Genomic DNA, 24308 nt, shown 5'->3' on the forward strand with positions numbered 1-24308 from the left:
GGCCGTCTCGCTATCAATCTGGCCCTTATTGGGCCTTCATTCTTGGAGCCCATGATGGCAAAGAAAACTCGCAATTCCGTCGTGTTGGCGAAACTGCAGACCACGGCCGGCACTGCCGCTCAGCCTGCCGGGGCCACGGACGCGGTGCTGGTCCGAAGCCTGACGGCGACGCCTCTGTCGGCAGAGTTCGTGGAACGCGAACTCCTGCGGCCCTACATGGGGAATTCCGGGCAAATCGCGACCACGCAGTATGCCCAGCTCGAATTCGAAGTGGAACTCGCAGGAGCAGGCACCGCGGGCAAGGCGCCTGCGTGGGGGCCTCTTCTGCGCGCCAGCGGCTTCGCTGAGACGGTCACGGTAGGAACAGACGCACGGTATTTGCCGGTGTCGACCGATTTTGAACTGATCACCCTGCATTACTTCCTGGACGGCCTGTTCCACAAGATCGTGGATGCCCGGGGGACGGTCGCTTTCGATCTGACGGCCAAGAGCATCCCGGTTCTGCGTTATCGATTCATGGGCGCCTATGTGCCGATCACGGACGGCGCCATGCCCGCAGGCGTGGATTTCAGCTCGTTCCAGATCCCGAAGGCGGTAAACAAGGCGAACACGCCGGCGTGGTCGCTCGGCGCCTTTTCGGGCTGCTTGCAGTCCATGACCTTCGACGTGGCGAACCAGTTGGTCTGGCGCTCGCTCATCGGCTGCGAGGGAGCGGAGATCACGGACCGCAAGCCGACAGGGAAACTCGTTCTGGAACTGCCGCGGATGGCGGATTTGGACTGGCCGACCATGGTGTTGTCCGGCGCCGGCACAGCACTGTCGATCACCCATGGGGTGACTGCCGGCCACATCATCGAAATCAAGGCCAGCACAGCCCAGATGACCAATCCGACGTACTCGGACCAGGAAGGGGTGACGATGCTGAACCTGGACACGAACATCAATCCCGGCGCCGTCGGCAACGACGAGCTGGAGATCATCGTCAGGTAGTGCCGCAGCTCTCGTCCTTCCACCATTCTTACCACGACGTGCCCGGGATCTCCCGGGCATTTTGCTTTTGGAGCCCTATATGTCCTTCGTCGTCACCAAGCGCCCGGTCGCTGCCTTCCCTATCTCCCTCGTCGTCAACGGCACGAATGGCGACCCGCTGGAAATCAGCTTCGTCGCTCAGTATCACCGGCACACGCCGGAGCAGTTGGCCGATCTGACCGACGGTATGGTCAACAAGGCGCGCGCCACCCAGAATTTGCCCCCCCTCCTGCGGCCCGATGGCTCCCAGGCTCCCGAGTATCCCTACTCGAGCGACCTCGAGTTCGTGCAAGCAAAGCTGGCCAACTGGCTGGGCGTGAGGGATGCGGCGGGGGACTCCGTCCCCTTCAGCCGGGAATCGCTGCAGGCGGTGATTACCGATTGGCCGGAGCTGATCGCTCCGCTGTTCAGCGGCTTCTATGCCGCGCACCAGGGCGCACAGAAAAAAAACTGATCGAGGCCGCCAGGCGATGGGCAGGAGCTGGCGCACCACAGGCCGGCGGCTTTGATACTGACGACCAGGTGCTGGCGGCGCTTCGAGCAGCAGGGGCGCCAGCGGAAGTTCTAGATGCGGCCAGGCCAGCATCGGCGTCTGACGACGAGGCGTTTGAAGTGTGGCCGGAGAACTTGCCGACATTTGAGGCATTCATTGCACTGAGCCACTGCTGGACCTGGGTGGCGCCGGCAATGGGACGGCCCGTGAGGGTGGGAATCCCGTCCGCAGAAATCGAATCGACGCTGCGCCTGCTTCGGGTGAAGCGTCGGGTGCGCCGCGAGATGTTCATCGAGCTGCGGGCGATGGAACGGGCCGCCCTCGAGGTCTTTGAAAGCAACGAATAGGCGCAACGCCGGAAATCAATATGACCGATAAGATCCTTGCCGTTCGGATGACCGGCGACGAGGCGGACTTGTTGCGCGCGTTCGGCGCGGGCAGTGCTGCGTCGGCGCGGTTTGCAGCGACGGCGGAGGCTTCTCTGGCGCGGGCAGCTGCTGCCGCTGACCGGGTCGGTGCGGCATCCAGCCAGATGTCGTTGTCTGTTAACGCGGCGTCGGCTGGCGCCCAGGCATACGCGACAGCTGGCGATAGATTTCTGCAAAGCCTGGAGCGGCAGGCCCAGGCTGTCGGCAAGACCCGGTCCCAGCTGCTGGAGTTGCGTGCGGCGGAACTCGGCGTAGCGGCTCAGGCAGCCCCGATGATAGGCCACCTAAAGGCACAAGAAACCGCCTTGAATTCTGGGGCGGTGGCCTTCAATAAGCACGCCAGATCTGCCGCTCAGACTGAAGCTGCAATGCGTGGGGTACCCGCGCAGATCACCGACATTGTGGTTTCGCTGCAGAGCGGACAGCAGCCCATGACTGTGGCGCTACAGCAAGGCGGTCAGCTGAAAGACATGTTCGGCGGACTGGTCCCTGCAGCTCGTGCGCTGGGATCCACCCTGTTGGGAATGGTGAACCCGTGGACGCTGCTCGCCGGCGCTGCTGTGGCCTGGGGTATTGCTGCCTATCAGGGGGACCAGGAGACAGATCGGCTAAATCGGACGATCCGCCTGACAGGGAACTATGCAGGCGTCACTGCCGCGAGTATCCGCGAAATGTCGGCCGCTTCCGCCAAGATTGGGGGCGGGGGCATCGGAAATGCGCGTGATGCGGTTGAGGGATTGGTCGCTACCGGCCAAATCTCGAAGGCCACGATTGCTGATCTGAGCGCCACGATGGTGGAGCTGGAGCGCGTTTCCAAGCAGTCCATGGACGAAATCTCCAAGGACTTTGCTCGGATGCCGGAAGGTGTCACGAAGTGGGCGGAAGAACATAACCGCTCGATGAACTTCATGAGCCTGGCGCAATGGGAGTACATCCGCACGCTGGAGGAAAGCGGCAATCGCGAAGCCGCGATGCAGGCGACTTCGAAGGCTCTGCATGATTACCTGGGTGATGAGGCTCCCGCGAAGCTGGGTTTGCTGGAGCGAGCCTGGCGCGGCGTCAAACAGGAAGTCTCCGGCGCGTGGGAGGCGATGAAGCAGGTCGGGCAGGAGCAAGATCCGCTTGAGGCTCGCATTGCGTCACTCCGTAAGAATCTTGACCTTATCCGAGACAGGGCAAATGGGCCTGCCGGCATTAACGCGGCAGGCCAGGCCAAATTGGCGGCTGCCGTAGGGCGGCTGCGGGATGCTGAGGATCAGAGAGCCTTGGCAGAGGCGGCTTCACAGGTCCACGGGCTCAATGCAGCCGCCAATGCCAGCGCCATCACTGCGGCAAAGGCACTCGAATCGCTAGATGAGGCGACAAACAAGTCGCGTCGGCTGGAAAAGGCGCTCGAAGAAAATGCACGAAATGAAGCGAGTCTGAGGGCAATCGACCCGAACGATGATCGGATATCCGCCACCGCCATCCGCGCACGGGAAGCTGCCACCCGAAAGCGTTTTGAGGACAAGGGCGCTGGCGCAGGAGTCCAAAGCGGCATTTCCGCTCAGCTGGCCGCAATGCAGGCGCATGCGCGCTTGCGAGAGGAAGAGCTTCGACGGGAAACCACGCGCCTGGAGGGCGAACGTGCCCGCGGTCTGCTGTCGGAGGAGCAATTCATCCATCGGCGCGCCGAGGCACAGCGCGCGGCCCTGCAAGATGAGCTGGAGGTGGCTCGCAAGCAGGCGGAGATTGCCGGAGGAAAGAAGCAGCTTTCGGAGCGGGAGCGTTATCTTGGCCGCGTAAAGGAGCTTGAGGCCCAGATCGTTCGCTCCCAGGAGCAAGAGGCCACCGATATCGAGAAGTACCAGGAGAAGATCCGCGGAGCGTTGCGGGCTACTCAGCTGGACATCGAGAACTATCGCGAGACGCGTGACCTGCAGGCCAACCGCCAAGTCAACGCCATGACGCTGGGCGCGAATGATCGCGCCCTGGTGGACTCCGTGAATCAGGCCCAGGACCGATTCCGGCGTATCCGCGACGGCTTCACCGACAAGATGCTGCGCGAAGGTGGGGCAGGCGCACTAGATTCCGCACAGTACCTGCAAGGAATTGCCCAGATCGATGCGGCCATGCTGGCCCAGGTCGAGCGTGAGCGCGCGTACATGCAGGAGCGTGTCGCAATCCAGTCTGACTGGAAAAACGGCGCGCTGCTTGCTGTCAACGACTGGCTCGACGGCACTGCGAATTTGATGGCGCAGTCGCAGCAGGTCTTTTCATCCCTGTTCACCGGGATGGAGAACGTCGTTGCGAGCTTCGTGACCACCGGGAAGGCGAAATTCTCGGACTTCACCCGCAGCGTTCTGGCGGATATCGCAAAGATTGCGGCGCGCCAGGCCCTGGTCGGATTCGTGACCAGCATATCCGGAATGCTCTTCAGTGGGGTTTCGGTGGCTGCCAACTATGCCGGTGCTGGCCAGGTGGCGACCGGAGACACATCGGGCATGTCTGGCAGCTGGGGGGCAGTCAAGAACGCAAAGGGCAACGTCTATTCGTCGCCCAGCTTGTCCGCCTATTCGAACGGGGTCTATGACACGCCGCAGGTCTTCGCCTTCGCGAAGGGCGCGGGTGTTTTTGCCGAGGCTGGCCCTGAAGCAATCATGCCGCTCAAACGCGCGCCGGACGGGAGTCTTGGTATCCGCGCACAGATCCCGAACTTCTCCCAGGCCGCCGCAGGCGATGAGCTGCGGGCAGGCAATCGCCCAGTCCAGGTGCAGATCTACCTGCAAGAAGGGGAGGGCGTTCGCACGAACGCGCCGGCCGGTCTGGAGCAATTCGGCAAGGAAATCGGCGAATTCGTTGACCAGCGGTTTGAGCGCCTCCTGGCTCGGTCCTACCGGCCCGGGGGGACTTCTTGGAACCGTCAGAACGGTAGGTGAGCTTCGTGGAAATTTTTACCTGGTGCCCCCGGAGGAATCCGAAGGGGGAGGTCGCCTTTCGCGGGTTGAGCGCGCAATTCGGCGATGGATTCGCGCAGGTCGCCGAAGACGGCATCAATTCCCGCTCTGAGTCTTGGCCGCTTGAGTTCTTCGGGACCGAGGCTGAGATCCAGCCAATCAAAAAGTTCCTTGACCGCCACGGGACCTGGACGGGGTTCCTTTGGACGCCGCCCTTGGGGCAGCAGGCGGTCTTCCTGATGGAGCGGGGTTACAGCCCTGTGCCTCTGGGTGGCGGCTGGTTCACGTTGGCCGTCACCTTCAAACAGAAATTCATTCCCTGATGACCATGGTGAACCTCGAAATCATCAATGTTGGGCAAGCGCCCAATGATGGCACCGGCGATACGCACCGGGATTCATTTCAAAAAACGAACCGGAATATGTCGGCGCTGAAAGCGGCGCTGGAAGACGCGTTCAAGACTGTGGAGATTCCGGCGTCCGCGAATCTGAACGCCTACACGACCACCGGCACGTTCCACCAGTCCGCGAACGCGGGGGCCGTGGGTGGTACGAACTATCCGGAGGGTACCGCAGGCTTGCTGCAGGTCGTGGCAGCGGGTACGTCGTTTGTGTATCAGCGGTACGTGACCACGGGGCGCCGTAGCTATTGGCGGACTCGCGCTGGAGGCGACTGGGCTGAATGGGTGAGAATGCTCGATGCCTCGATGCTGGGCGCTGCCAACGGTGCCGCATCGCTGGGCGCCGACAGAACGATCCCGCGCGAGCAGCTGCCAGTCCTGACCGCGGTGCCTGTCGTGGCCGGCACCGACGCCAACACGGTCACCGACCCCGGCTCCTACTACATCAACAGCGACGCCGACGCGACGCTGGCTCTCAATTGGCCCGAGTTGCGGGCGGGCACGCTGGTGGTGGAGCGCGCTGGCGCGGGGAACGTGCAGGTCACTCAGACTTACACGACTCGCGGCGGTTCTGGTGGCGTATCGCGCACCTACAAACGCGTGCGGTTTACAACGTCGAACACCTGGTACCCCTGGCAGGAGTTGGCTCGACTCGACGAGGCGATGAAAAGCGTCGCGCTCTCTGTCGGCACCGATGCCAACACGCTGACCGCACCCAACACTTTCTACACCTGGGGCCCAGGCGCTGTGGTGTCTGGGGGCGTTAACTGGCCGGCGGTTGTTCCGGGGTCTGGAGCGCTGACCGTAGCTGTGATGGCCACGACGACTGTGATCCAGAGCCTGGAGCTGCTGACAGGCGTTGGCCGCCGGCCGGTCTGCCTTCAGCGGGCTCGCATCAATGGAGCATGGGACCCCTGGTTTGTAGTCGCGCCGCTCAGCTCGACGGTGGACTTGCCCACAGCGAACCACGGTGATGTCTATGTGGATGGCGACGGCTGGTACGCCTGGAACGGGTCGGCTTACGCGCGCCGCAGCTTGGCCAAGACGCTGGTCAGTATCGACCTGAACTCGGTAGATGTTCCCGGCGCTTACGCTTGCAACGTCAGCGCTGAGGCCACGCCTGCCTTGAACTACCCGGTGCAGCTGGCCGGGATTCTGGAAGTCGTCTCATCCCAGGCCAGTAATCTGCAGGTCACTCAGACCTACACGGCCTTCCCAGAAACCAGCCCGGTGACCTACAAGCGCGTTCGGTTCGGCGCTTCCAAGGTTTGGGGGCCCTGGCTGGAACAGGCCAGGCTCAAGGACGCCATGCACCGGGTGGCCCTGAGTGCCGCCGCAGGCATTAACGCCAACACGTTGACTGCGGACAATACGTTCTACACCTGGGAGTCTGGCTCCACCATCACGGGCGCCGGCGGCGCCAACTGGCCCCCCGTGAATAACGGTACGGTCGGTGCAGGCTTCCTGGAGGTGTTCTGTATCTCTTCTGGCGCGATCGTGCAGCGTTGCACGCTGCTGGGTAACGCCCAGAAGCCCCGTGTGTTCCAGCGGTTCGGCGCAGGTAGCTCCTGGGAAAGCTGGAGGATCACCGCAAGTCTCAGCTCGTCTGCGTTCCTGCCTGTGGCCGACTGCGGCGAGGTGTACGTGGATGGGGTTGGCGTATACCAGTGGAACGGCACGAACTACACGCCCCAGACTCCGGTTACGGGCGTACTGCTGATGAAGCCGAGCGCAGTGATCATGGGGGAGTTTCCCGGTCAAGCATCGGCCACAGGGAACCGCTTCATGTCCTACTCTGGGGACACCTATCTGGCGGCTGTACCGGGCGCCGGCGGGTCGGTGGCGGGCCTTCTTGCACGAAACGCCGATTCGGCCAATTCGCAATTTGTAGGTATGTCGGCTAGCTTGGGCGGGTGTTATCTGCTATTCAGCCGACACGGAACTGCTGCGGTTCCCCCCAATTTGATTATCAGCTCCGGCTCTGGGGAATGTGGCCGTGTGGTCGAGGACGGTCGTTGGCAATTCGGTCGGTTTGTGCAGCCCAACGTGCAAACGAAGCTCCACGTCTCCTTCAACGGCGGCGGCCTGGAGTACGGCATTGTGACCCGTCCAGTCAATGCATCGGACTCCACAGCTATCCAGTTCCAGTCGTCCTCTGGCGGCGTCGCGGGCTACATCTATTCGACGCAGGCGCTGACGACGACCTACGCCACGACCTCGGACTATCGGGCCAAGACCGATCTGGGGAACCTGGACCCCGAGAACTCGCTGGCCACCATCAACGCGCTGCGTCCCATTCTGTTCCGCATGAATGAGGCACCGGAAGGCTCCGAGATCCAGCGAGGCTTCATTGCACACGAACTACAAGAGAAAGTCCCCAACGCGGTGGTGGGCAAGAAGGACGAGATGATGGCGGGGCCTGGCGGTCCCGATGCGCCGGAGGTGCCCAGATACCAGGGCGTGGACATGTCACGCATCATGCCCGACATGGTGGCTGCGGTGCAGCGCTTGACCCAGATGCTGGAGGAAACCAACAGATCGTTGGTGACGGCCAACAACAGGATCGCGCAACTGGAAGCTGCGGGCTCGCCCGCTACCCCGGAGTAGTGCAATGGGGATCTATGCGGATGTTCAAAAGCTGGAGGTCGGCCAGTTGGTCGACTTGTTCGAGCTGGACGCCACCGGCATTGGCGGCACGCTTCAGCGCTTTCACGGATACGCCCAGGTAGGCCCGATCTGGTGGCAAGGGAATCAATACGACCCCTGGGCTATCCAGGCTGAGGGATTCGATCAAGTAGGTGAGGGGCAGCAGCCCACGCCCACGCTGTCCATAGGCAACATTGGGCAGGACGCAGAGGGCAACCCCGTGCCGGGTGTCATTTCCGCACTATGCATCCAGCTTGACGACCTGGTAGGCGCCCGCGTGGTTGTCCGGCGGACGCTCGGGAAGTACTTGGATGCGCGTAACTTCCCCGATGGCAACCCCACCGCCTCGCCCGACGAGGAACTGACGCCGGAGATCTGGATTGTCCAACAAAAGACAAGCGATGTTCCCGAAGTCGTGGAGTTCGAGCTATCGAGCGCGCTGGACTTCAACGGTCAGCAGCTTCCCAGCCGCCCGATCATCGCCGGCATCTGCGGTTGGCTGACGAAGGGTGGATACCGCGGCACGTACTGCGGATACACCGGGGCGCGCATGTTCGACCTGGAAGGGAACCCAGTCACGGATCCCGCCCTTGACCGTTGCTCGGGCCTGTTGAGCGACTGCAAGAAGCGCTTCGGCGAGTTCGAAATTATCAATTTCGGTGGCTTTCCATCGGCAGACCGGATCAGAGGCTAACCATGCGCAAGAAGACTTTAACGGCCATCCGGGCTCACGCGATGGCCGAGTACCCGCGCGAGTGCTGCGGCCTGGTCGTCATGGCAGCCAGGAGCGAATCGTACTGGCCGTGCCGAAATCTGGCGACCGGTACAGACCATTTCGTGATGGATCCAGAGGACTACGCCAAGGCAGAGGACGCCGGGCGGATTATCGCCATCATCCATTCCCACCCAGACGTACCGAGCGACCCCAGTGAGGCCGACCGCGTCGCGTGCGAGGCGACCGGCTTACCGTGGTTCATTGTCGGGGTGCAGAAGGATGCCGCCGGCGCTGTCGTGACAGGAGACGTGCGCGGGTTCGCGCCCGAGGGGTATGTGGCTCCGCTGCTTGGGCGTCCCTTTGCCCACGGTGTCCTGGACTGCTACAGCCTGATTCGCGACGGGTACGCGCGCGAGCTGGGCATCTTGCTGCCGGATTTTCATCGAGAGGATGGCTGGTGGGAGCCTGGTAGGGAAGGCGACCTCTACATGGATCATTTCGCAGAAGCGGGCTTCCGACCTCTGACAGTCGGCGAGGAAGTGCAGTTCGGTGACGTGGTACTGATGCAGATCCGTTCGGATCGCGTCAATCACGCCGGCCTGTTCATCGGAAGCCGCCCATTGAAGGAAGCGCCCGACCTCTTCCCGGTTCCCAACGCAATGCTTCACCACCTGTATGGGCGGGATTCCGAACGCGTGGTCTATGGAGGCTATTGGCGCGAGGCCACGCGCCTGGTGCTTCGATACGAGGTCGCCCAATGAACGAAATACTGCGTGAAGTGCGGCTGTATGGTCGACTGGGCGCGCGATTTGGGCGGATTCATCGGCTTGCGGTAAGGAGCACTGCCGAGGCGATCCGGGCGCTGTCCGTACTGATCCCGGGGTTTGAGCAGGAGCTGGCGGATAGCGAGTCGCATGGGGTGCACTTCGCCTGCTTCATCGGGAAGCGAAACATCGGCGTGGATGACATGCGGCATCCCGTTGGCGCGGAGCCGATTCGCATCGCCCCGGTCCCGACGGGGGCAAAGCGCGGCGGACTATTCCAGACAGTGTTGGGGGCGGTAATGCTGGTTGTCGGCGCTGTCACATCCCAGCCTTGGCTGATGCAGATGGGCGGGGCGATGGCGCTGGGCGGCGCTGTGCAGATGTTCTCTCCCCAGCAACGGGGGCTCAGTGCGCGGGATAGTCCTGAGAATGGCGCCTCCTACAACTTCAACGGGGCCGTCAACACTTTGGCACAGGGCGGCCCTGCGCCGCTGCTGTATGGCCAGATGATAGTGGGTAGCGCGGTGATCTCGGCAGGGATTTACGCGGAGGACCAGGTATGACGATGCAATTCAATCGAGCCAGCGGGGCGCCTTCGGGCGCCCTTTTTATTTCTGGCGGCTCGCATAAAAGGAGTAGGCCCGTGGTCGGCCACGGGGGCGGGAAGAGTGGCGGCGGCGGCCGCTCTCCGAAGGAGGCGCCCGACAGTCTCCATAGCACCGCCTACGCCCGCATTATCGACTTGGTGTCGGAAGGGGAGATTTTTGGGCCAACCCATGGTTTGGGCGGAGCGTTGCGTGATGTGTACCTGGACGGTACGCCAGTAGCGAATGAAGACGGCTCGCTGAATTTTCAGAATGTCGCTATCGACTTCCGCACCGGCACGCAGACGCAGGACCCATTGCCGGGATTCCCTGCGTCCGAGGTAACCACCGCGGCCAACGTCGAGCTGACCGCGGCGTTGCCATGGGTTCGTTCGTTCGCTGACACGCAGCTGTCTGCAATTCGAATAACGCTCGCAGTCAACGGCCTGTCCCAAGCGAACACGAGCAATGGCGACATTACGGGCTATCGCGTCGAGTATCGAATCGAAGTCAGTACAGACGGGGGAGCGTATCAGACCGCGCTTACGTCGGCCTTTGATGGCAAGACGACCCAGCGCTACGCCCGATCACACCGAATTGATCTTCCCTCGGCTCGTTCTGGGTGGTCAGTTCGCGTGGTTCGCACTACAGCCAACGCAGGCAGCAGCACCGTTTCTGATCGGACCTTCGTAGACGCCTATACCGAAGTGATCGATGCGAAGCTGCGCTACCCGATGTCGGCCGTGTTCGGGATCAAGGTCGATGCATCCCAGTTTCAGAATGTCCCCGTTCGGGCGTATGACTTGAAAGGGCGCATCATTCGCGTTCCGTCAAACTATGACCCGGAGTCGCGCGCCTATTCGGGGACATGGGACGGCACGTTCAAACTCGCATGGACGGATAACCCAGCCTGGATCTTCTTTGATCTGGTCAGCAACGACCGGTATGGCTTGGGCGAGCGTATCCCGGCCGGATGGTTGGATAAATGGGGGCTGTACCAGATCGCTCGCTATTGCGATGAGCTGGTGCCAGACGGATTCGGCGGGCAGGAGCCGCGTTTCACCTGCAACGTCTATCTGCAAACGGCCGCTGACGCCTATCGTGTACTTCAGGATCTGGCGTCGGTGTTTCGCGGCATGGCGTACTGGGCTAGCGGCTCTGTCTTTGCCGTTGCGGATATGCCCGGCGATCCGATCTATACGTTCACGTCCGCGAACGTCATTGATGGGCGCTTCCATTACGCCGGATCGGCTCTTAACACCCGCTACACCGTGGCGTTGGTGTCATGGAACGACCTTTCCGACATGGGGCGGCAGAAGGTTGAGTATGTGGAAGACCGCAGAGGTCTGTTGCGATACGGCCTCCGGCAGATCGAAGTCAGCGCGTTCGGGTGCACATCGCGAGGGCAAGCGAACCGCGTAGGAAAGTGGCTTTTGCTGACCTCCCAGATGGAAACGCGGTCCGTTTCCTTCGCGGTAGGACTGGACTCCTGCCGTGTTCACCCGGGCAGCATTATCCGCGTGGCGGACCAGCACTTGGCTGGGCGTCGTATCGGAGGGCGGATTCATGCTGCAACCGGAAAGGTAATTACTGTAGACGCCGCGCTGGGTGTCCGTCCAGGCGATCGCCTGACGGTCAACTTACCCAGCGGTGTCTCCGAGACGCGAATCATCAGCACCGCGGTAGGCCAGGGGCTGACTGCGGACATGACGACGTTCACAGTCGATTCCATCAAGCTGACTGCGGATATGGTGGGGCTGCCGGGAACGGTCCTTATCCTGACCGTTACGGCGCCCTATTCGGAGGTTCCTGAGCCCGAATGCGTGTGGACACTGGAATCCGAGACGCTATCTGCACAACGCTTTCGAGTATTGAGTGTGAAGCGCAAGGAAGGGCTTGTCGCCGAGATTTTTGCCTTACAGCACGAGCCAGGGAAGTTCGATAACGTGGACTTCGGCACGCGGCTGGAACCGGTGCCGATCACGGTTATCCCGCCTGGCGTGCAGCCGCCTCCCACCGAGGTGACCATTACGTCCTATCCCGTGATCAGTCAGGGCTTCGCCAGCCATACTGCCGTGTTCTCTTGGAAGCGCGCTGATAGCGCAGTGGCCTATGAGGTGCAGTGGCGCCGGGATAACTCGGAATGGGTGAATATGCCGCGCACGGGCTCGACGAGCGTCGAGGTGCCGAACGTCTATGCCGGGGCATTCCTATGCCGGGTGCGTGCCTTGAATGCGTTGGATATCGCCTCTATGTGGGCCTCGTCGACGCTCACGCAGTTGGACGGCATTCTGGCTCCGCCTCCGGCCGTCACCAGCCTGGTGCCGACCGCCCTGGTCTTCGCTATTCGATTGAAGTGGGGTTTGCCTGCGGGTCCGTCCATTCTGGAGCGGACCGAGATCTGGTACAGCGCCTCGCCTGCATTCGAGTCCGCGCAGAAGTTGGGAGACTTCGCGTTCCCCCAAGACAGCACGACGCTGATGGGCCTGTCGGCCGGCGCGCGGCTGTACTTCTGGGCCATCTTGCGAGACCGGAACGGCGTGGCAGGGCCGCGCTATCCGGCGGGAAATGGTGTGCTCGGTCAGGCGAGTTCGGACGCCGGCGAAATCCTCGACTACCTCACGGGCAAGATCACCCAGACGCAACTGGCGCGAGACATCCTCGCGCCGATTGAGCGGATACCGGTGCTGGAAACTCGGATAGCCCAGGAGGAGACGACTCGGCAGGCTCAGAATGAGGCGATGGCTCAAACCATCAGTACCGTCAGCGCAAAGGTCAACGAGAACACTGGCCTAATTCAGCAGGAATCGCTCATCCGCACGAATGAGAATGAAGCGATGGGCCGACGCCTCACGGACGTGCAAGCGACGGCCGGGGCAGCGTCACAAAAGGCAGATCAGGCGTTCGCCGGAGTTCAAGAGACAAGCCAGGCCATCGCCAAGACCAATGGCGATCTGTCGGCGATGTGGACCATTAAGGCGCAGACCACCGCCGGAGGCCGCAGCTACATGGCCGGTATCGGGGTTGGCGTTTCGAACACAGGCGGCATCGTCGAATCACAGGTGCTGGTGATGGCGGATCGCTTTGCGGTTCTGCATCCCAACGGAAGCAACGTCACGTCGCCGTTCGTTATCCAGGGTGGACAGGTCTTCATGAGCCAGGCCCTGATCGGTACGGGCTGGATCACCAACGCAATGATCGGCAGCTACATCCAGTCAGACAACTATGTGGCGGGGGTTTCGGGCTGGCGCATTGATAAGGCAGGGAACTTTGAGATGAACGGAAGCAATGGCGCTGGCCGGCTGCTTATCTCTCCCGGGCTCATGCGCGTCTATGACGCAAATGGGGTGCTGCGCGTTAGGGTTGGGAACTGGTAATGCCGAGCGGAATTGAGACTTTCGACGCTCAGAGCCGCACGATCTGCAGCGTCACGGACCAGATGGGGAGGCTCGCCATCCATGCGGATCTGGGCGGCTATAACCAGGTTTGGTCGTTCACTGTCCCGGCAGAGGTGGAGTTCAGGGAGGTAATCGGGTTCACCATGATGATCTACGGCCCCGGTTCGATGTGGGGGTACTACCCGCCAGTCATAACCCAAAGTGGGCGGACTGTGACATTTACGACCAGCCCGTACACGGCATTGCCAGCCGCGACTTGGCGCTGCTTTGTTATGGTGATTTGACATGCCTAGCGGACTGTATGTGAAAGGCGATCTTGGGCAGGTGCAGATCGATGAGAATTATCGGAATGTGGCGCTGATCGCGCGTGGAAGCGTGTCATTGCCGGCGGCCTGGGGCTCGGCCATCCTGCAGGTGCCGGCATCGGTCGTGATGGTGGCGTTTCGCAGCGAGAAATGGATCTACGTCCATGAAACGCAGCTGTCTGGCGCCACCATCAGGTACGAACTGCGCAACGGGGAGGTGGGTGGAAGTGCGCCGGTTTATTGGTACGCCTTTGGCGCGCCGGCCGGTGGCGGGAATAGTGGGATCGAGGTGTTCGATGCGTCGAGCCGCCAGGTGTTCCATTCCGATTTTTCGTATTGGAATTACTACGGCTTTTTCACCTCCCAGGGCGCGGGGCAAGAGATCGATATCACGACCCCATTTGTTCCGCTCGTGGTCCAGTTGGGCGTGTCCACATACATATCCATGTACAACGAGGTCGATGCGTATCAGTCCATCACTTATTTCCGAACTATCGGAAATCGCGTCCAGACGAAGAACGACGGGGGCATTTCATCGGGGAACTGGCCGGGAAACTTCACGTACGGGGAGGATGGAGCTTCATTGCTTGTATTGAATTCGTCGCGCATCTACTGAGGAAGCGGCTTTGCATGTTGCGCCCGCCAAGTGCGGGCTTTTTTTCGTCCATACGGAGGCGCAATGCCCCAAAGGATCAAGGAAATGAAGCTGGACGATGCGGCCATCTACACCGCAAATCGAACGACAGACGTGGGCGCCGTAACCGGCGTGGTGGGATGGGCAGCGCAAGTTAATTGGATTGGATGGCTAGGCGTACTTGTCGCGGTGATCGGGTTGCTGGCTAATTTGTACTACCAGCGCCGGCGCGACCGAAGAGAACAAGTAGAAAGCGATGCTCGGATGGCGGCGCTGAAGGAGCGGTGTGAACTATGAAATTGGGAGCTCGGGTCACGGGCGGCGCTGCCGCCCTTATCGCTTCTGGTGTCCTTACTTTATTTTCGGCAGACCTGCAGCAGTTTCTTGGGCGCTGGGAAGGAGAGGGCCAGAACACCGTGTATGCGGACAAATTGGCCAAGGGGCTACCCACCGTCTGCAAAGGCATCACGAAGCACACCAGCCCTTATCCCGTAGTGGTGGGCGACTACTGGTCGCCGGAGCGCTGCGCCGAGGTGGAGCGGATGGTGGTTCTCAAGGGACAGCTCGACCTATCCGATTGCATCGACGTGGCCATAAGTCAGCCGATCTGGGACGCTTTGAGCAGCCACGCTCACAACTTTGGCCCAGCCAGAACTTGCGCAAGCCGGACGGTCGGGCTGATCAATGCCAATCGGCTGCGCGAGGGATGCGACGCCTTAGCGCATGCTCCGGATGGCAAGCCCGTCTGGTCCTATGCTGATGGGAAGTTCGTGCGCGGCCTGTACAACCGCCGTCTTGCTGAGCGTGAACTATGTCTATCGGGACTGCGTTGATCGGTGGGCGGGGCTACGCCGCGGCGGCGCTGCTGGGGGGGGCCGCCGCCTGGTTCGTGCTGGGCGCATTCCACGGTCGGGAATTGGCCCAGCTGCGTGCTGTTCAGGCCATTGAGCTGGATGCGCAGTCCCAGGCCACTGTTGCCGCTGTCGAGGCGGCGAGAACCGAAGAACGGCGGCGTACTGCCGCCATGGAGCAAGCTCGTGATTTTGCCCAGAAACAAGCCGCTGAGGCGGCTGCTGACGCTGTTGGCGCTCGCACTGAGCGCGACCGGCTGCGCTCCCACGCAAACGCGCTGGCTCGCGCCGCAGCAGACAGAGATCCCACCCTTGCCGACGGAAGCCCGTCAGGGGCCGATGCCGTCGATTTGCTCGCCTACATGCTCGGCAGGGTTAGCGAGCGAGCTGCAGAGGTTGCAGGAATTGCGGACCGTGCCCGCATCGCGGGACTGACCTGCGAGCGGATATATGACGCACTGCGCCAATAGTGATGTAACTGGATCGAGAGGTCGGCGAAGCAAACTGCGCAAATAGCCATAGAGCGAAGGCGCGACAACAATACCCACGCCGCCGTCCGATATTGTGATAGCGTCACGAAATCCCTCTATCAATTGGTTACACCATACGGGAGAAGGCGATGTTTCGTGCGAGCGATTGGACTAAAGCCGGAGAAGCATGGGAGGGTTGGGGAGAGGTCGCATTCCTCACAGTGGCATATTTGCTTGTCGGCCATCAGGTCTTAGTGGGGGCGGATGCCTATGAGCTGATCCGAATCCTTGTAATTCAGCATGAGCACTCTCAACTCGCTGAGGTCTTGCTTCTTTCAGCAATGGCGTTTCCCGTCGCCTGTATTGTGCTCTTCATCCAGCTGCGCCGCCTACAGCTAGAAACTCGGCGCCGAAGGGCGCTAGACGCGCGCATCACTGAGCTCTTTAAGCGGGTGCGGGATGCGAGGCTCGGCGAAATCAGCCGTAGCAACCCCTAGCGCGGCGCCATCCCCTTGCGCAGCTTGCGCGGCGAGTCCAAGTCTTGGCCCATGTCAGACGTAGCGGATGGTGACACCCGACCCTTAGCTCGATTGTATGCCCAGTGGTACCCTGGGTATGAATCTTGCTGCGCTCAGCAAGAACTCTTGGGGATCGATGTGAATACGGACGAGTTTGTTTCTAAGATGATCGTGACCGCCGGCCCTGAGAATTTGGGATTCGGAGACTGGACGGAGGTGCTCTACGCCTACGCCGCAGTGTTGGAGCGGATAGAAGCGCGGTTGACCGTGGAGGAGACTCACGAACTGGTTGGCGTGGGCGGCCAGTTCTATCGGACTCTCGCGCGTGCTGAAGACTATCGCCGCACGTTTACGCGTCATTCTTCCGCGGAGTGAACCTCGCGGCGATTCAGGTACGCGCCCCGTAATGGGCGCGTGCTTGAGACTTACACCGCATGTAGGCCTGCAAATTGAACGGGGCTCGGCGGCGGTCTTGTCACTTCCTTTTCCTTCGCCCATCCTGCTTCCCACGCATCGACCTTGGCCTGCCAAACTCTGGGTGATTCTCCCGTGTGCCCGGGCATCGCCTGGGCCTTGAGGTAGGGGCAGTCCCAAAGGGGCGATCCTTGGCGGGCGGCGGCTCCTCCCTGCTTTCGGATGTCGTCATACATTCCTGAACCCTCCAAAAGTAGATGGTCGAATGGAAAGTATGAAATGAGTTGGGATGCGAGTGCAATGGTGTTTCCGTACCAGAGTACGACGTCAACACGTACTAGGGCTGCACCAACCCTTTGCGCAGCTTGGTTGTTAGGGAGCGATACACTGCCTCCACCATCGCTATCTTTTCGAAGCGCACGTTCGCTATGCCGCAACTTCGACTTGGGGTACGCGCTCGAGCCTATCCAGCCAATTTCATAGCGACGTCTATGTGCGTGCCGCGATCCAGATCGACTCCTGACCCAGCAGCACACTCGTGAAGGTCAAGCTGTTCGCTCGTAATTTCACCGGCCTCAATTCGACTGGTAATGTCATCGAGCAACAGCTAGCGCGAAGCAAACCCCTGGCCAGTGAGACCTCGCATGGACAGCCGATAGGCTAACGTGGGCTCAGGTCCTTTCATAACGCCGAAGTCAAAGATTCTGCCTTGCTCATTCCGGAGAAACAGACGCCTAGGGCGAGCATAGATTATGTACACACGCCAGGGCGACAAGGTCGCCGCGTGGGGAGAGGGCCGATGTTCTCGGTGGCCGCCGTAGTGATTGAACGATGTCGTTGCAGGGAGGAATTTTCGGCAAGCAGTAGTGAGGCGCGCAAATGACTTGCTAAAAGGCTTCATGATGGGTAGCGGTCTGAATGAATCGCAGCGCGGCGTATACGCGAAAGAGTGAATCAGCTGATCGGGTCCGAGTTTTTGTTTTCTGGGCCGATTGGCCTCTGTCGTGGCCTTTGAACCGGTGCAGAAGTATCGTGTCGGGACGGATACACGACAACGCTGGCCCTCGCAATCATGCGATGAGTCAGCGTCTGCTCACAAGCTTTCAGTCATCCATCACCGGCCAAGCAGCTGCACTTTCCGTGACGGGAAGGGGCCGAAAGCGTGCGATTCGCTACTGAGGGGTACGCTGTTTCAGCGGGTCGTTCTGTGCTTGCTTACGAGCTGCCTCTTCTTTTTGTTCCTGGCTTTGCTGTTCTTGCTGCTTGTTAGGCACGTCTGATTGACCAGGCTGGGTGGGGGGACCTGCGGCGCTGAAGCGGGTAGGAAATGTCATGATGTTTACCTTTTTGGTTGTCGTGGCGAGTACCACATCCCCACAGTACGCTCTGTGGTAGGTCTGGCCTAAGACTAAATTGAAACAGGCGTAAGGCGTCGAGCAGTGCCTGCCCTACACTGGCTGTATGAAACCCTGTGGGAGGCTGCAGCATGTCACAGACAACCGGTACTAAAGCGCTAGAGCGATGGGACGATGAGGGGGGCTCGCAACTGGCTTCTCTGGCTCAGTCGTTCGCTATTGAGGAATTCGAGGTGTCTGAACGTCGAATTCTGGCTTTTCTCGGGGCGTCGGTACTGAGCCTCTGGGATGAGCTCCCGCTCAATGCGCGTCGGCGGGTATTGAATCGCGAAATCGCTCAAGCAGCATTCGACAGGTCTGCACTCAAGGCGAGGATTGCGCGCATCGCTGAAGGGGATTTTTCGGGGCAGGAAATATGATTCACGATCCTGATGACGCGGACATTGAGCGCTGGCTAAATGACGGCGGCATCCGATTGCCCACGTCAGTTGAAATGTTAGACACTGGCGTGCTTGACGAAGGCGAGCGGCGAGTCATTGCCTGCCTTGGGGCAGCGATCTTGAGCGTCTGGCGTGAAATGCCGACTGAAGTCCGGAGAAAGGTGCTACAGAGTGCTCTCAGCAACTCTACCTATGATGCCTCGCTGCTAAAAGCAAGGGTTGCAGTGTTCCTCAGAGGAAACAAGGATTCTTAATGAACGTGCCAGCTACCGCGCGATTGACGGCCGTGGCTGCACCTAGGGCTCTCGGGCTCGAAAGCCACTCGACGGGGCGGTGTGCTTGGCATTGTCGCCTGGCCAGCACCGCGTCGTTTCAGGCATCATGCTCTGGAGGCCGAAGGATGAGCGGCCCCGGGTATCCGGGCCCCAATCTGTCTAGGGCGGCAATGGGATGCCTCGGGCCCGGAAGCACTATTCCATCTGTTCCAGCTTCTTGAGCGCGGTGTGGTGGCTGCACCTTGATGGACCTTTGCGTTAGAACAGACGGTCTATGAACCGCATAAAACCGTAGCAAAAAAAAGAGAGCTGTTCTAACGCAAATATTAGAGACCCACGAAAAATCAACGCGTTAGGTCGATTTTCCACGGGCCTTCTAAGCCTGAGGTCGGGGGTTCGAGCCCCTCCTGCCGCGCCAGAATAGCTAAGTAAATCAAGCTATTGTGTAATGCCAAAAGCCGTTGATAAGGCAATTATCAGAATAAAAATGCCTGCGTTGGAACTTTACTCTGGCGCGATGGCCTTCTTCACCACCCGTCTGTCGTAGTGTTTGTGCGTCGTCGCCGGGTTCGTATGCGCGGCGAAATCATACGCATCGTGGTCACGGTTTTGGATCTTCGTTGTGATCAAAACTGATACGTATATGTCAATTGCAAGGTGTCCAGACCAGGGTTCGGTCGCTTGATGCCGGCATTGGAAAAGTGTGAAAGGCGCAGACCAATACGGTCGTGGCGCGTGAGTAGAAAACCCGCACCGATATGATCACCAAACTGGAAGGCAGATCCGATGTTCTTGTCTGCAAACCGAGTGCGAGTGAGCGCCGTGACCCCAATGCCCGCTTCGATGTAGAAGCGTTCGGTAGTCCACCAGCGGAACATGGGGATCGCGCTAAATTGCCAGGCTTGACTGGGCGAGCGAGAGCCATCGGCTGTCCAGTAGGAAACGCCGATTTCGGGCGTTAAATCCAAGCGCCCCCAGTTCCCACTGAACTTGGTAGTCCAGACCGACGCTGCTTCATAGTTCAGTGTGTAGCGCTTGTATTGCTTACCTACGCCGTAGTGAACACTAATACCGCCCTGCGTTCCACTGGTATCTGCCAGTGCTGAGTCGGCCATGCCTGCGAGCATTAGACTGAGCACCGCCGGCAAGAGCCGTTGCAGGTGAAACTGTGCCTTAATGGTTTTTTTGCTGTTGGTGTTCATGCGTTGAGATAGGGAGGGTGAGGAGGAGCAGAGTTTGTCCGTCGGAACGAATGCCCTAGAAGCGGCGTGAAAGTCGCCCTCAATTCCGATTTTCAAGTGGTACTGCCCAATTACCCTTTCACTGTATAGATCGTTCAAATAAGAAATATAAAGTTCTGTGAAGTTTTGAGTATTGTTGAATGAGTCGTCTCGGAAGGGTCTGAAGTGCGTGCTCCTGGTCCGGATCTGTGTCCCCAGGGGCGGGGGTTCAAGCCCCTCCTGCTGCGCCAACATCCCACGAAAATTCAACGTCTTACAGATAGCCGCCGCCCAAGCCCGCGCGGCCGGCGGCTCACGGGCGTCCGGAGCGGAGCCGCCCCGGACACGCCCCTCCTCATTCGATCCCGTACTTCCCTGGCGCGATCACGCCATTCGGGTCCAAGGCGGCCTTGATCGATGCGCAAGCACGCACCAACTCAGGCATGCGCTGGGCCTGGTGGAACTCGTGATACATGGTCGGCGCGCGTCCCACGAAAATGCCGCGATCGGCGAACAGCCTGGCCAGCGCCCGGTAGCAGGCGTCGGCGCGCGCGGTTTCGTCGGCGTCTTCCCGGTTGTAGATGATCGCGTGGATGGCGCGGGCGAATCGGGCGCCGCAAACGTTCGACAGCAGGTATTCCAGCCCGTGCTCGTGGCAAATGCGGCGCGCCTGTGTTTGCAGGGCGTTGACGATGTCGCCGGCGACGGGGGAGCCCGCCGACAGCCAGATCGCGCCGCCGCCCGGGCGCCAGCCCAGCATCTTCAATTCGCTGTCGGTCGGCACGCCGGTGTTGGAGTTGATGGCGATGTGCAGGGGGCCGATGTCCTCGGCTTCCTCCATGGGAATCTGGCGTCCCTTGCCCGAGGCCAGGAAGTGCTGGGCGATGCGGTCGATCTGGGGTTGCACGGCGGCACGGCTGGCGCCGTACACGGCGCCTGATACCGTCCAGGATCCCAGGTCATACTGCCTGCGCAGCGCGGCGCGTCCCTCGTCGGACATCGAGCGTTTGCCGCCGCTGGCCGCGTATTCCGGGTTGGTGGCGGCCGAGGACAGCAGATACAGGTCATTGGTGGCGCGGATCAGCGTCGGCACGAAATTGCTGAGCTTCAGCGGACGGATGCGTTCGACGATCTCCCCCAGATCTTCGTCGTCGGGGAAGGTGAAAAAGAAGGGTTCGATATGCGGCGGCCGGGGCATGAGCCACATGCCTACGCGGGTGACGATGCCGAAGTTGGATTGGGAGAACAGGCCGTCCAGCGTAGGGCCGAAGCTGTATTTGGAAACGTGCCAGTTGGGATGCGAGGACCCGGCCAGGCTGCCGTCGCCGGTGCGGATCACGTCGCCATTGCCGAGCACGACCTCCATGCCGCAACTCATGCCGAAATGATCGGCGTAGGCGCCGCTGCCGCCGCCCTTGTCCAGCGCGTTCGCCAGGATGCTGCCCTGCGACGGGCCTGCGGTCGGCGAGATCATCAGCTTGCTGTCCCGGCGCTGCAGCTCGTCGTGCATGGCGCGAAAGCTCACGCCGGGCTCGAGTACGCAATAGCCCAGCGTCTCGTTCACTTCCAGGATGCGGTTCATGCGCCGCCCCAGGTCCACCACCACCTGGCCAGGGCGGATGGGCGAGCGGGTGCCCAGGCCGATGTTCTGGCCATTGCTGATGGGATAGAGCTGGACGCGGAAGCGGTTGGCCAGGCGCACCAGCGTCTGCACCGCCTCGGTCGAGTCCGGATAGGCGACCGCGCCGGGGCGCACATCGGCGCAGGGCAGGGTATGTTCGCCGTAGCGTCCGAGGACGTCGTCACCCAGCGCGATGGCGTCCGCGCCAAGCTCGGCCGCCGCCGCATGGGCGAAATCTACGATAGGGTCATTGGAAGGCATACGTCTTTCACCACAGAAGATCGCCGCTGCCGGCGGTTGTCGGAACCGGCTTGGCCGCCGGCGTTGGAGCGTCGGCCGCCGCCTGCGGCGGCTTGGGCCGGTAGTTTTCGAGACCGCGGGGGGGCGGGCCGCCGGTGGCCCAGTCCAGCAGCTGCACCGTGTGCGCCACTGACACGGGCGTGAAGCGCGAGATCTGCACCAGGCATCCCATGTTGCCGGCGGCGATCACGTCAGGCCGGCCGGCCGAGGCGTGGGCCGCCTTGCGTTGTCCCAGGCGGTCCGAGATGGCCGGCTCGAGGATGTTGTAGGTCCCGGCCGAGCCGCAGCACAGATGCGATTCCGCGATATCGCGCACCTCCATGTCCAGCTTGCCCAGCGCGCGGCGCGGCGGCCGTTCGATCTTCAGGCCATGCTTGAGTGAACAGGAGTCGTGATAGGAAACGGCCAGGCCTGACGCCGAGCCGGTGGATGTCAACGGCAGGCCGGCGGCGATCTGCGCGATGTCCTGGGTGGCCTCGACCACGAGGCGCGCCTGCGCCGACAGTTCGGGGCGGTCGGAAAGCAGTTCCTCATAGCGTTTGATAACGGAACCGCAGCCCGAGGTGGTGCTGATGATGGCGTCGATATGCCCGGCCTGCAGCGCGGCCGACCAGCTGCGGACGGCCTGTTCCATGTGCCGGGTGGCGGCCTCGCGCCGTCCCATGTGCAGTTCGAGCGCGCCACAGCATTGCACGCCGGGCACGTCGACGACGGCGATGCCGGCGCGTATGAGCAGGCGCTTGGCCGAGGCGTTGATCTCGGCGCCGAGCACCGACTGGGCGCAGCCGTCCAGCAGCGCCACGCGGCGCGTGGGGTTGGCGGGCGGCTGTGGAGCGGCTTCGGCGCGCGGCGCAAACGCCGCGAGTGCGGGGGCGCTGGATAGGGAGGCCAACGCGCCCAACGGCCCGCCCAGGCGGCCGGCGGCGCCGCGCAGCAACCGGCCCGCGGCCGCGGCGGGGCGCAGCAGCCTGGGGGTCGTCAGTACCCGGGCCAGCGCCGAGCGCAGCAGGCGCTGCGTCAGCGGGCGGACCTTGCTCTTCTCGATATGCTCGCGCGCGCCGTCGATGATGGCGTGATACGAGACGCCGGCCGCGCAGGTGGTTTCGCACGAGAGGCACGACAGGCAGCGGTCCAGGTGGCGCACGGCGGTTGGGCTGGGCGCAGCGCCGCTGTCCAGCATCTCGCGCGCCAGGGCGATCCGGCCGCGCGGTGAATCCAGTTCTTCGCCGTCGAGCACGTAGGTAGGACAGACCGCGGTGCAGAAGCCGAAATGCACGCAGCTCTCGGCGGCGGCGCGGACCGCATCGGGGCGGTGAATGGTGATGGTCTTGGGCATGGTGCGACGTAAGCTTGCCGGCCAGGGCCGGGATGAAGCTCATTCTGCCGCCAGGCGCTGCGCGGGGCTGTGCCCAGCGCGCCAGCGGACGCCGCCCACGGCGTCAGTCAGCCGCGGGTCTGCCCTTGCTTGAGCAGATTTACGGGCAATTCGCCGTATCGCTCGGAGAAGCGCCGCGTGAAGTGGGAGAGATTATTGAAGCCGCAGGCGAAGGCCGCCTCGCTGACCGTGCGGGTCTTGCCAGCCGCCAGCAGCTCATGCGCGAGCGTCAGGCGGGCCTGCACCACGTAGGCTTCGAACGACAAGGCGGCATGCCGCGCGAACAGGCGGTGCAGGGTGCGGACAGATATGCGGCAGGCTGCGGCCACCATCGCGGGCGACAGGTCCGGGTTGGCGATCGCCGTATCGATGTGGCGCTTCACGCCGACGAAGCTCAGTTCGGTGGACGGGGGCGCCGCGGCGTCCGCCAGGGATGCGCAATGCAACGAGACGATCTCGATGACGGCATCCAGCAGCGTGTCGACGGTGCGGTCCTGCAGTTTGACCGTCGTATCGGTCAGCAGGCGCATGGCTTCGGTGAGCACGGGCGCGAACGGCATGTCGGCCGGCAGGCTGGCCGGCGCGCGCAGCCGCCGCATGCCCGGGGCGCGCGCGCTCAAGGCGTGGCGCGGCAACAGGACCAGCCGGCGCGAGGTCGTTTCCGGAAACGTGATGTCGAACGCGGATCCGGTGTCGAGCAGCGCGAATTCTCCGGGCCGCAGGCACAACTGCTCGTCGCCCTGGGACATCAAGGCGCTGCCCTGCAATTGCAGGCTGAGCATGATGTGATCGCCATTGAGACGGCTGACTTGCCGCTGGGAACGCCGAATCATGTGCGGGGAACTCGCGAAGTTCACGAGCCGGACTCCCGCGCGGTTCTGGCTGGACATGGTGCCTGCGAATCCGGCGTCGGGTTCGGCGCGGAATTCGGAGTCGAGCACACCGGCGCAGACCGCATCCTGCCAGAACGCCAGGGCGTGCTGGCCGTGATCGTGGGTGCTCCAGTTGTGCCATTCAGGCGCCATTTCGGCTCCGGGGTCCGTTGCGTGCTGTCGCTGCCAGCGGCATCGGCTGGCACGTTGGGTCGTGCCCAATGTAGCGAGGCAGGGGAGAATGGGCCATCCGTGCATTCCCCAG

Annotated in this window: 23 protein-coding genes and 1 pseudogene; 17 read left to right on the forward strand and 7 right to left on the reverse strand. The window is 61.8% G+C overall.

All coding sequences use genetic code 11. The features are described 5' to 3' along the window. Window positions 1–51 precede the first annotated feature (51 nt). The 15 genes from IAG39_RS09140 to IAG39_RS09210 all read left to right on the forward strand — a co-directional run bounded on the left by IAG39_RS09140 (window position 52) and on the right by IAG39_RS09210 (window position 16546). Window positions 52–990, forward strand: coding sequence for a phage tail tube protein (locus IAG39_RS09140; RefSeq protein ID WP_223283491.1), 939 nt, complete (start codon window positions 52–54; stop codon window positions 988–990). Between the two features lie 79 nt (window positions 991–1069). Then, window positions 1070–1483, forward strand: a complete 414-nt coding sequence (locus IAG39_RS09145) for a hypothetical protein (protein ID WP_054453568.1) — start codon at window positions 1070–1072, stop codon at window positions 1481–1483. A gap of 68 nt (window positions 1484–1551) precedes the next feature. Further along, on the forward strand, window positions 1552–1869 hold the full coding sequence (locus IAG39_RS09150) for a DUF1799 domain-containing protein (RefSeq protein ID WP_258956177.1): 318 nt from the start codon (window positions 1552–1554) through the stop codon (window positions 1867–1869). Between the two features lie 20 nt (window positions 1870–1889). Then, window positions 1890–4868 carry a phage tail tape measure protein gene (locus tag IAG39_RS09155; RefSeq protein WP_054453566.1) on the forward strand — a complete coding sequence of 993 codons (2979 nt, stop codon included), beginning with the start codon at window positions 1890–1892 and terminating at the stop codon, window positions 4866–4868. Between the two features lie 5 nt (window positions 4869–4873). Beyond that, window positions 4874–5209: a phage tail protein gene (locus IAG39_RS09160; protein WP_165867964.1), complete on the forward strand. Its 336-nt coding sequence runs from the start codon at window positions 4874–4876 to the stop codon at window positions 5207–5209. Further along, window positions 5209–7893 (forward strand): pyocin knob domain-containing S74 family peptidase, encoded by a 2685-nt coding sequence (locus tag IAG39_RS09165; protein WP_054453563.1) that lies wholly within the window; start codon window positions 5209–5211, stop codon window positions 7891–7893. The genes IAG39_RS09160 and IAG39_RS09165 overlap by 1 nt, the downstream gene beginning before the upstream one ends. Before the next feature lie 4 nt (window positions 7894–7897). Continuing rightward, window positions 7898–8626, forward strand: coding sequence for a phage minor tail protein L (locus tag IAG39_RS09170; protein WP_054453561.1), 729 nt, complete (start codon window positions 7898–7900; stop codon window positions 8624–8626). A gap of 2 nt (window positions 8627–8628) precedes the next feature. After that, window positions 8629–9408 carry a C40 family peptidase gene (locus IAG39_RS09175; protein ID WP_054453559.1) on the forward strand — a complete coding sequence of 260 codons (780 nt, stop codon included), beginning with the start codon at window positions 8629–8631 and terminating at the stop codon, window positions 9406–9408. Next, entirely contained in the window at window positions 9405–9974 is a 570-nt protein-coding gene (locus IAG39_RS09180) for a tail assembly protein (protein WP_054453557.1), read from the forward strand. Before IAG39_RS09175 ends, IAG39_RS09180 begins: the two co-directional genes overlap by 4 nt. After that, the gene (locus tag IAG39_RS09185; RefSeq protein WP_374701623.1) at window positions 9971–13372 is read left to right on the forward strand and encodes a host specificity protein J; all 3402 of its coding nucleotides are present in this window, start codon (window positions 9971–9973) and stop codon (window positions 13370–13372) included. Before IAG39_RS09180 ends, IAG39_RS09185 begins: the two co-directional genes overlap by 4 nt. A 306-nt stretch (window positions 13373–13678) precedes the next feature. Beyond that, window positions 13679–14314 carry a hypothetical protein gene (locus IAG39_RS09190; protein ID WP_118934629.1) on the forward strand — a complete coding sequence of 212 codons (636 nt, stop codon included), beginning with the start codon at window positions 13679–13681 and terminating at the stop codon, window positions 14312–14314. Window positions 14315–14398: 84 nt separating this feature from the next. Next, window positions 14399–14629 carry a holin gene (locus tag IAG39_RS09195; protein ID WP_223283493.1) on the forward strand — a complete coding sequence of 77 codons (231 nt, stop codon included), beginning with the start codon at window positions 14399–14401 and terminating at the stop codon, window positions 14627–14629. Continuing rightward, window positions 14626–15165, forward strand: coding sequence for a lysozyme (locus IAG39_RS09200; RefSeq protein WP_054453551.1), 540 nt, complete (start codon window positions 14626–14628; stop codon window positions 15163–15165). Before IAG39_RS09195 ends, IAG39_RS09200 begins: the two co-directional genes overlap by 4 nt. After that, window positions 15144–15653, forward strand: a complete 510-nt coding sequence (locus IAG39_RS09205) for a DUF2514 domain-containing protein (protein ID WP_082400916.1) — start codon at window positions 15144–15146, stop codon at window positions 15651–15653. The genes IAG39_RS09200 and IAG39_RS09205 overlap by 22 nt, the downstream gene beginning before the upstream one ends. A 656-nt stretch (window positions 15654–16309) precedes the next feature. Further along, window positions 16310–16546: a hypothetical protein gene (locus tag IAG39_RS09210; RefSeq protein WP_054453741.1), complete on the forward strand. Its 237-nt coding sequence runs from the start codon at window positions 16310–16312 to the stop codon at window positions 16544–16546. Window positions 16547–16596: 50 nt separating this feature from the next. Here IAG39_RS09210 and IAG39_RS31720 read toward each other — a convergent pair whose 3' ends face one another. The 3 genes and pseudogenes from IAG39_RS31720 to IAG39_RS09215 form a co-directional block, all read right to left on the reverse strand. Next, entirely contained in the window at window positions 16597–16821 is a 225-nt protein-coding gene (locus IAG39_RS31720; protein ID WP_082400914.1) for a CrpP-related protein, read from the reverse strand. A gap of 227 nt (window positions 16822–17048) precedes the next feature. Next, window positions 17049–17486 (reverse strand): annotated as a pseudogene (locus IAG39_RS31545) (hypothetical protein). A gap of 271 nt (window positions 17487–17757) precedes the next feature. Further along, a complete protein-coding gene (locus tag IAG39_RS09215) occupies window positions 17758–17919 on the reverse strand; it encodes a hypothetical protein (RefSeq protein ID WP_165867963.1) in 162 nt (53 codons plus the stop codon). Between the two features lie 152 nt (window positions 17920–18071). Here IAG39_RS09215 and IAG39_RS09220 point away from each other — a divergent pair, with 152 nt between their 5' ends. Continuing rightward, window positions 18072–18359: a hypothetical protein gene (locus tag IAG39_RS09220; RefSeq protein ID WP_054453547.1), complete on the forward strand. Its 288-nt coding sequence runs from the start codon at window positions 18072–18074 to the stop codon at window positions 18357–18359. Continuing rightward, a complete protein-coding gene (locus IAG39_RS09225; protein WP_054453545.1) occupies window positions 18356–18634 on the forward strand; it encodes a hypothetical protein in 279 nt (92 codons plus the stop codon). The genes IAG39_RS09220 and IAG39_RS09225 overlap by 4 nt, the downstream gene beginning before the upstream one ends. A 647-nt stretch (window positions 18635–19281) precedes the next feature. Here the strand turns inward: IAG39_RS09225 and IAG39_RS09230 are convergent. From IAG39_RS09230 to IAG39_RS09245, 4 genes are all read right to left on the reverse strand, one after another. After that, window positions 19282–19782 (reverse strand): acyloxyacyl hydrolase, encoded by a 501-nt coding sequence (locus IAG39_RS09230; protein WP_373429139.1) that lies wholly within the window; start codon window positions 19780–19782, stop codon window positions 19282–19284. Between the two features lie 448 nt (window positions 19783–20230). Next, window positions 20231–21757, reverse strand: coding sequence for an FAD-binding oxidoreductase (locus IAG39_RS09235; protein ID WP_118935248.1), 1527 nt, complete (start codon window positions 21755–21757; stop codon window positions 20231–20233). Window positions 21758–21764: 7 nt separating this feature from the next. Then, on the reverse strand, window positions 21765–23132 hold the full coding sequence (gene glcF / locus IAG39_RS09240; protein WP_187774092.1) for a glycolate oxidase subunit GlcF: 1368 nt from the start codon (window positions 23130–23132) through the stop codon (window positions 21765–21767). Between the two features lie 107 nt (window positions 23133–23239). Next, window positions 23240–24196: a helix-turn-helix domain-containing protein gene (locus tag IAG39_RS09245; protein ID WP_118934879.1), complete on the reverse strand. Its 957-nt coding sequence runs from the start codon at window positions 24194–24196 to the stop codon at window positions 23240–23242. Window positions 24197–24308 lie beyond the last annotated feature (112 nt).

It is taken from the genome of Achromobacter xylosoxidans (assembly GCF_014490035.1).
GTDB classification, from domain to species: Bacteria; Pseudomonadota; Gammaproteobacteria; order Burkholderiales; family Burkholderiaceae_B; genus Achromobacter; species Achromobacter bronchisepticus_A.

Coding starts and splice junctions, on each gene's coding strand:
- IAG39_RS09180 (WP_054453557.1), top strand. CDS start 9,405: ATGAACGAAATACTGCGTGAAGTGCGGCTGTATGGTCGACTGGGCGCG.
- IAG39_RS09190 (WP_118934629.1), top strand. CDS start 13,679: ATGCCTAGCGGACTGTATGTGAAAGGCGATCTTGGGCAGGTGCAGATC.
- IAG39_RS09165 (WP_054453563.1), top strand. CDS start 5,209: ATGACCATGGTGAACCTCGAAATCATCAATGTTGGGCAAGCGCCCAAT.
- IAG39_RS09205 (WP_082400916.1), top strand. CDS start 15,144: ATGTCTATCGGGACTGCGTTGATCGGTGGGCGGGGCTACGCCGCGGCG.
- IAG39_RS09140 (WP_223283491.1), top strand. CDS start 52: ATGATGGCAAAGAAAACTCGCAATTCCGTCGTGTTGGCGAAACTGCAG.
- IAG39_RS09195 (WP_223283493.1), top strand. CDS start 14,399: ATGAAGCTGGACGATGCGGCCATCTACACCGCAAATCGAACGACAGAC.
- IAG39_RS09155 (WP_054453566.1), top strand. CDS start 1,890: ATGACCGATAAGATCCTTGCCGTTCGGATGACCGGCGACGAGGCGGAC.
- IAG39_RS09145 (WP_054453568.1), top strand. CDS start 1,070: ATGTCCTTCGTCGTCACCAAGCGCCCGGTCGCTGCCTTCCCTATCTCC.
- IAG39_RS09220 (WP_054453547.1), top strand. CDS start 18,072: ATGTCACAGACAACCGGTACTAAAGCGCTAGAGCGATGGGACGATGAG.
- IAG39_RS09170 (WP_054453561.1), top strand. CDS start 7,898: ATGGGGATCTATGCGGATGTTCAAAAGCTGGAGGTCGGCCAGTTGGTC.
- IAG39_RS09200 (WP_054453551.1), top strand. CDS start 14,626: ATGAAATTGGGAGCTCGGGTCACGGGCGGCGCTGCCGCCCTTATCGCT.
- IAG39_RS09230 (WP_373429139.1), bottom strand. CDS start 19,782: ATGCTCGCAGGCATGGCCGACTCAGCACTGGCAGATACCAGTGGAACG.
- IAG39_RS09215 (WP_165867963.1), bottom strand. CDS start 17,919: ATGACATTTCCTACCCGCTTCAGCGCCGCAGGTCCCCCCACCCAGCCT.
- IAG39_RS31720 (WP_082400914.1), bottom strand. CDS start 16,821: ATGTATGACGACATCCGAAAGCAGGGAGGAGCCGCCGCCCGCCAAGGA.
- IAG39_RS09185 (WP_374701623.1), top strand. CDS start 9,971: ATGACGATGCAATTCAATCGAGCCAGCGGGGCGCCTTCGGGCGCCCTT.
- IAG39_RS09245 (WP_118934879.1), bottom strand. CDS start 24,196: ATGGCGCCTGAATGGCACAACTGGAGCACCCACGATCACGGCCAGCAC.
- IAG39_RS09175 (WP_054453559.1), top strand. CDS start 8,629: ATGCGCAAGAAGACTTTAACGGCCATCCGGGCTCACGCGATGGCCGAG.
- glcF (WP_187774092.1), bottom strand. CDS start 23,132: ATGCCCAAGACCATCACCATTCACCGCCCCGATGCGGTCCGCGCCGCC.
- IAG39_RS09225 (WP_054453545.1), top strand. CDS start 18,356: ATGATTCACGATCCTGATGACGCGGACATTGAGCGCTGGCTAAATGAC.
- IAG39_RS09235 (WP_118935248.1), bottom strand. CDS start 21,757: ATGCCTTCCAATGACCCTATCGTAGATTTCGCCCATGCGGCGGCGGCC.